Consider the following 5372-nt stretch of genomic DNA (forward strand, 5'->3'; position numbering starts at 1 on the left):
GGCCACCGGGGGCGTTTCCGCGGAAACGTCCCCGGAGCCTGCGGCGGCCCGGTCCCGCCCCCGGGCCCGCTGATACAGGCTCTCGCGGGCCAAGGCCAGCGCCTGCATGACCAGCGCCCCCACCTCCGGCTCGAGCCGCCCTCTCAGGATCACCATGCCGTCCTCGTCCTGATACACGTGCAGGGCTCGGCTCGCATGCCGGCGCTTCGCCTCCCGAGCCTCGGCCTGCCGATCCACGCAGCGCCAGCCGCGCACGATTCGCTCGACGTGGGCCGCCGTCCCCGCGCGCCCCACCCCCAGCAGCCGCGCTTCGGTCTCCGGGCTGGCCACGCGGGTCAGGGCGCGGACCTTGGCGTAGGACAGCTCGCCGCGGGCCAGGGCCTGGGCCAAGAGTGGCAGCCTCCCGAGGGCGCGCGCGACCCGGACCCGCTCCCGGGCCGCGCCCAGATCAAGTCCCACTCGCCAGGAGAGCCAGGCCGCGCAGGAGCGGAAGCCCGTGTTCCATCCTCCCCGCGCGTCGAACCCTCGGATCAGGTCGAGCAGGCGCGCGGTGGCCGCGTCAAGGTGCGCGGACAGCTCGGCGATCTCGTCGCCGAGCCGGTCCAGCTCAGCCGCGGGATGCTGAGTGGGAAACACAGTTGGCGAATGGATCTGCATGGCGAGCCCTCCTTCTCCTGAGGCGACTCTACACCTTGGTTTTTGAGCGCTCGGAGAGCGTCTGTGCCAGGCAATCTCGGTACGCGAAAGGATTTTCGATCGGGTCGCGCACGATCGCGTGCGGGTGGACCCGTGCGTACCGTTGGGCTGGCACTTGCCGAGGGCTGCCGCCGAGTGACCGACTTACCTGGCAGACGCTGTCAAGCGGAAAATCGTGGGGATGCCGACTCTTGGTGTATCAACCCGCATACACTGACACCTTAGCGGAGCGCCCTTGCCAGAAGTAGATGTAGTGGAGGCGCTGCATAAGCAGGACGTCGCGGGGGAATTCGGCGAGGGCCTCCCGCATCAGCGCGATCGCGTCGTTGCTGCCAACCGGATCTTGACGTCGCGCGACGCCTGTCGACCATCATTGGGTGTCCTGTTTGCTCTTCTTCAGCGTATATCGAAAATCACAGTGACTGGCGCCTTGCATGATCGTTTGCGTACGGGTCACCTGCACGTCGGCACCAAAGCCTTCTGCCATGCGAAAATCCGCGCTGCATGTCAGCAGGAATCCTAGTTCCGGTGCACCGATCTCTTTATAAAACTTGGCGTAGCGACATTCGGTGACGTTTATTTCGAACGCATCCGGAGTTTGTTTGATCACCTCGTAATCCAGGGCGTCCCCGGCCGCGAACCCGTCGAAGGCTGAAGCCATCTTCTCCCCGAGGTCACGGGCTCCCTGCTTCTGCCACCACTTCTCGCCATACTTGCGATACAGGTCTCCGAGCGCCTTTCGGACAATGGCGTTGGCTCGCTCCTCGCCCAGTTCTACCTGGAGGACTCTGACGAGCGGAACCAGGACCTGGGCTTGTATCTTGACCTGCGCAATCAACGGAATGTCCATCGCTCGCCTCCCTTGGTTCTCCAGTGACCTGTTCGGAATAAAAAGCGAATAAACGCTTAGGCGGCGAAGAAACGCGCGAGCAGCTCACCGACTTCCCCTGGCGCCTCTTCCTGCAGGAAGTGGCCGCGGTCGGGCAGCTCGGTCAGCTCGGACTGGGGCAGATCTGCCTTCACCCGGGCCATCGTCTCGGCAACGTCTGGAAGCAGCCGATCGCGTGCGCCGTACACGATACGCACGGGAACGCGCAGAGTCGGGAGCTGGCGCGCGATCTGTGCGAACCCCTTGCGCTCCAGACCGATGCCCGCGTCGGCCAGCGCGCGGCAGGCCTCCGCGGTGTGGAAGGGCTCTTGTACGGCCGCGAGTACCTCCGGGCTAAGCTTGGCGGGATCGGCGAAGCCGTCTCGCATTATGGACTCCAGGCCAGAGGGGCTCGTGAGCTGCTCCCTCAGATCCGGGGTGGCACAGGCGTGCACGAACTCTTTCACAGCCTGTGAGAACTCCGGATAGACCAAGGTGTTGAGAAGCGCGAGCTTGGTCACGCGGCCCGGTCTATCGAGGGCCCAGTGCACTCCGATCGGCCCGCCGAGGTCGTGGACCGCGAGCCCCAGCGTCTCGATGCCGAGCTTTGCGAGGAAACCGTCGAGGGCGCGGCCGAAGAAGCCGAAGTTGTAGCGAATGTCGTTCGGCTTGTCCGAAGCGCCGAAGCCGGGCAGGTCAAGGGCGACGACACGATTGGCGCGAGCGATCGGCCGCATGACTTCGCGCCAGAGGAACGAGGAGGTCGGCCAGCCGTGGAGCAAGAGCACCGGCGGTCCGTCCCCGAGCTCGCGGTAGGCGAGCCGCAATCCATCTACCTGCACTGTCTTCGTCGCTGCCATTGAGGTCCCTTCACGAGTTTGGTTTATTGACTGACTGACCAATTATCTTCCTGGGCGCGCTCAAGTCAACTCCGATTTTTGGGACGCATATGGGAGCCGAATTGACTAGTCAACCGGATTCGACCAAACTCCGGGCGTGGCTCCGAAGCTTGGTGTGGCCCCTGTCCGGCGCGAGCAGATCATCCAGGCGACCATCCGGTGCCTGGTGCGCGACGGAGCCTCCGGATTGAGAATGAAGGCCGTCGCGCGCGAGGCGAAGGTCAGCCAGGGAATCCTCCACTACTACTTCACGAACAAGCGGGCCATGCTCATCGCCGTTCTCGAGACGGTGATGGCCGATCTGAATCGCCGGCTGGCCAAGCTCCTGGGAAGCGCCCACGACCCTCGGGCTCGACTGCGGGCGGTGATCAAGGGCTGTCTGGACCTGGCGGACGAGAACAGCCAGTTCTGGATCGTCTTCGTGGAGTTCTGGGGTGAGATGATGCACGATCAGGAGCTGTTGCGGTTCAACGCCGCCCTCTATCGGCAGATCCGGAGGATGCTCAGCGCCCTCGTGCTGGAGGGTGCGCGGAGCGGGCTCTTTCGGCGGATCGATCCCGAGGAGGCAGGAGCGGTCATCCTGGCTCTCGTCGACGGGGTGTCGCTCCAGCGGACGTTCGATCCGAAGGCTTTCACGCGGGAGCAGGCCACGCGGTTTTGCGAGGAGGCCATCAGACGCTATCTCGAGAAGCGCTGAGGGGGTGTTCCCGACGTGGTCGTCCATCTGGTCGACGGGACGTACGAGCTGTTCCGCTACTTCCTCTCGCCGGCCGCGTCCTTCGACCGGACCGCTCCCGAGGAACTGAGGGCGGTGCGCGGCGTCCTCGGGTCGATCCTGGGCATGCTCGAAGGCGGCGCGACGCATCTGGGCGTGGCCACCGATCACGTCATCGAGTCCTTCCGTAACCTGCTCTGGTCCGGCTACAAGACGGGTGAAGGCATGGACCCCCTGCTCTACGCTCAATTCCAGCCGCTGGAAGCTGCGCTTGGCGCGCTCGGCGTCGTCGTCTGGCCCATGGTCGAGTTCGAGGCGGACGATGCGCTGGCCGCGGCTGCGGTCATGGCCGCTTCCGATGACCGCGTCGATCGGGCCATCGTGTGCACACCGGACAAGGATCTGGCGCAGTGCGTGCGCGGCGACCGCATCGTTCAGCTCGACCGGCGCACGCGCGAGCTGCGCAACGAATCGATGGTGCGGCAAAAATTCGGTGTCCCGCCCTCGTCGATTCCCGACTGGCTAGCCCTCGTGGGCGACAGCGCGGATGGCTACCCTGGTCTGCCCGGCTGGGGCGCCAGATCTGCCGCGATCGTGCTCGCCCGTTATCAGCACCTCGAGCACATTCCGAAGCTGGCCACGGAGTGGGACGTGTCCGTGCGCGGAGCGATGCGGCTGGCCGCGACGCTCGTGGAACAACGCGAGCGCGTCCTGCTCTTCCGGGAGCTTGCCACGCTGCGCACGGACGCGCCCATCGGCGCCGACGTGGACGCGCTGCGCTGGCTGGGACCGCGCGCCGAGTTCGCGGCGTGGGCGGAGCGACTCGGCACGCCGGCGCTACACCAGCGCGCGTCGATGCTGGCGGCAGCGCGGGGTTAGTGTCGTCGGCTCAATACCCCTTAACGTACGGTAGCTTTCCCGCCGTCGCCTCGATGGCCGCGCCCGCTTCGAGGAGCACCGCCGTCGAGTCCCACGTCCCTGCCACGAGCTGGTTGCGCGGGCCGTCGGGCACGGTGGCCTTGATCACGCGCTCGCCGAAGCGCACCTCTTGCTTCTCCACGTCCACCGCCACCGGGGTCTGAGGCTCGCGGCCGATGGCCTTCTGGAGCCACTCGAGGTCGGCCTGCGAGGCAACCAGGCAGGGAATGCCGAGCATGACGCAGTTGCCGAAGAAGATCTCGCCGAAGGAGCCGCCCACGATGGCGCGGATGCCCCAGCGCATGAGGGCCTGAGGGGCGTGCTCCCGGGAGGACCCGCAGCCGAAATTCTGGCCGACCACCAGCACGGACGCGCCCTGGTAGACCTTCTGGTTGAAGGGGTGCTCGGGGTTCTGCTTCCGCGCGTCCTCGAAGGCGTGCTCGCCCATGCCTTCGAAGGTGACGGCCTTGAGGAAGCGCGCGGGGATGATGCGGTCGGTGTCGATGTCGTTGCCGGTGACGGGGATGCCGCGGCCCGAGATCTGGCGGCGCTTGAAGTCGGTGACGCTCATTTCAGGATCTCCCTCACGTCGGTGACGGCACCGGTGATGGCGGCGGCCGCCACCATGGCCGGGCTCATGAGCAGCGTGCGCCCGGTGGGGCTGCCCTGGCGCCCGATGAAGTTGCGATTGCTCGACGAAGCGCTCATCTCGCGGCCCTGGAGCTTGTCGTCGTTCATGCCCAGGCACATCGAGCAGCCGGCCTTGCGCCACTCGAAGCCCGCGGCCTGGAAGATCTCGTGCAGGCCTTCGGCCTCCGCGGCCTTGGCCACCTGCTGCGAGCCGGGGACGATGAGCGCGCGCACGCCCTTGGCCACCTTGCCCTTCTTGGCCACCTCGGCCGCGATGCGCAGATCGGACAGGCGCCCGTTGGTGCACGAGCCCACGAAGGCCACGTCGATCTTTGCACCCTTGATCGGCTGGCCCGCCGCGAAGCCCATGTGGGCGAGCGCCTCGCGGAAGGTGGAGCGCTCGGCTTCGGGCTGTGCCTCGGGCGCCGGGATCTTCTGGCTCACGCCCACCGACATGCCCGGGTTGATGCCCCATGTCACCACCGGCTCGATGGCCGGGGCGTCGAGGCGCGCCACGTCGTCGAACGCGGCGCCCGCCTCGGTGGCCATGGTCTTCCACCAGGCGGCCGCCCTGTCGAAAGCCGCGCCCTGGGGCGCGTAAGGCCGGCCGCGGAGATGGTCGATCGTGGTCGCGTCGGGATTCACG

At 66.7% G+C, this 5372-nt stretch carries 7 protein-coding genes; 2 read left to right on the top strand and 5 right to left on the bottom strand.

Going from position 1 to position 5372, the window contains the following annotated elements; all coding sequences use genetic code 11:
* The 3 genes from VGT00_16945 to VGT00_16955 all read right to left on the bottom strand — a co-directional run.
* On the bottom strand, nucleotides 1-657 hold a 657-nt coding region (locus tag VGT00_16945; protein ID HEV8533113.1), incomplete at its 3' end, for a DUF222 domain-containing protein.
* 409 nt (nucleotides 658-1066) lie between these two features.
* Nucleotides 1067-1546 carry an L-2-amino-thiazoline-4-carboxylic acid hydrolase gene (locus VGT00_16950; protein ID HEV8533114.1) on the bottom strand — a complete coding sequence of 160 codons (480 nt, stop codon included), beginning with the start codon at nucleotides 1544-1546 and terminating at the stop codon, nucleotides 1067-1069.
* A 56-nt stretch (nucleotides 1547-1602) separates the two neighbouring features.
* Nucleotides 1603-2424 carry an alpha/beta fold hydrolase gene (locus VGT00_16955; protein HEV8533115.1) on the bottom strand — a complete coding sequence of 274 codons (822 nt, stop codon included), beginning with the start codon at nucleotides 2422-2424 and terminating at the stop codon, nucleotides 1603-1605.
* Between the two features lie 154 nt (nucleotides 2425-2578).
* On the opposite strand from VGT00_16955, the gene VGT00_16960 reads away from it, so the two are divergent.
* Both VGT00_16960 and VGT00_16965 read left to right on the top strand, forming a co-directional pair.
* On the top strand, nucleotides 2579-3160 hold the full coding sequence (locus VGT00_16960; GenBank protein HEV8533116.1) for a TetR family transcriptional regulator C-terminal domain-containing protein: 582 nt from the start codon (nucleotides 2579-2581) through the stop codon (nucleotides 3158-3160).
* A gap of 15 nt (nucleotides 3161-3175) precedes the next feature.
* A complete protein-coding gene (locus VGT00_16965) occupies nucleotides 3176-4057 on the top strand; it encodes a 5'-3' exonuclease H3TH domain-containing protein (GenBank protein HEV8533117.1) in 882 nt (293 codons plus the stop codon).
* A gap of 10 nt (nucleotides 4058-4067) precedes the next feature.
* On the opposite strand, the gene leuD is transcribed toward VGT00_16965, so the two are convergent.
* Nucleotides 4068-4667, bottom strand: coding sequence for a 3-isopropylmalate dehydratase small subunit (gene leuD, locus VGT00_16970; GenBank protein HEV8533118.1), 600 nt, complete (start codon nucleotides 4665-4667; stop codon nucleotides 4068-4070).
* The coding region (locus VGT00_16975) for an aconitase family protein (GenBank protein HEV8533119.1) at nucleotides 4664-5372 on the bottom strand (709 nt) is incomplete at its 5' end. The genes VGT00_16975 and leuD, both read right to left, overlap by 4 nt.

It is taken from the genome of Candidatus Methylomirabilota bacterium, assembly GCA_036002485.1.
Taxonomy (GTDB): Bacteria; Methylomirabilota; Methylomirabilia; order Rokubacteriales; family CSP1-6; genus AR37.

Bases quoted from the DNA above. Each gene is read 5' to 3' on its own strand.
- leuD (HEV8533118.1), bottom strand. From the start codon at position 4,667: ATGAGCGTCACCGACTTCAAGCGCCGCCAGATCTCGGGCCGCGGCATC.
- VGT00_16950 (HEV8533114.1), bottom strand. From the start codon at position 1,546: ATGGACATTCCGTTGATTGCGCAGGTCAAGATACAAGCCCAGGTCCTG.
- VGT00_16955 (HEV8533115.1), bottom strand. From the start codon at position 2,424: ATGGCAGCGACGAAGACAGTGCAGGTAGATGGATTGCGGCTCGCCTAC.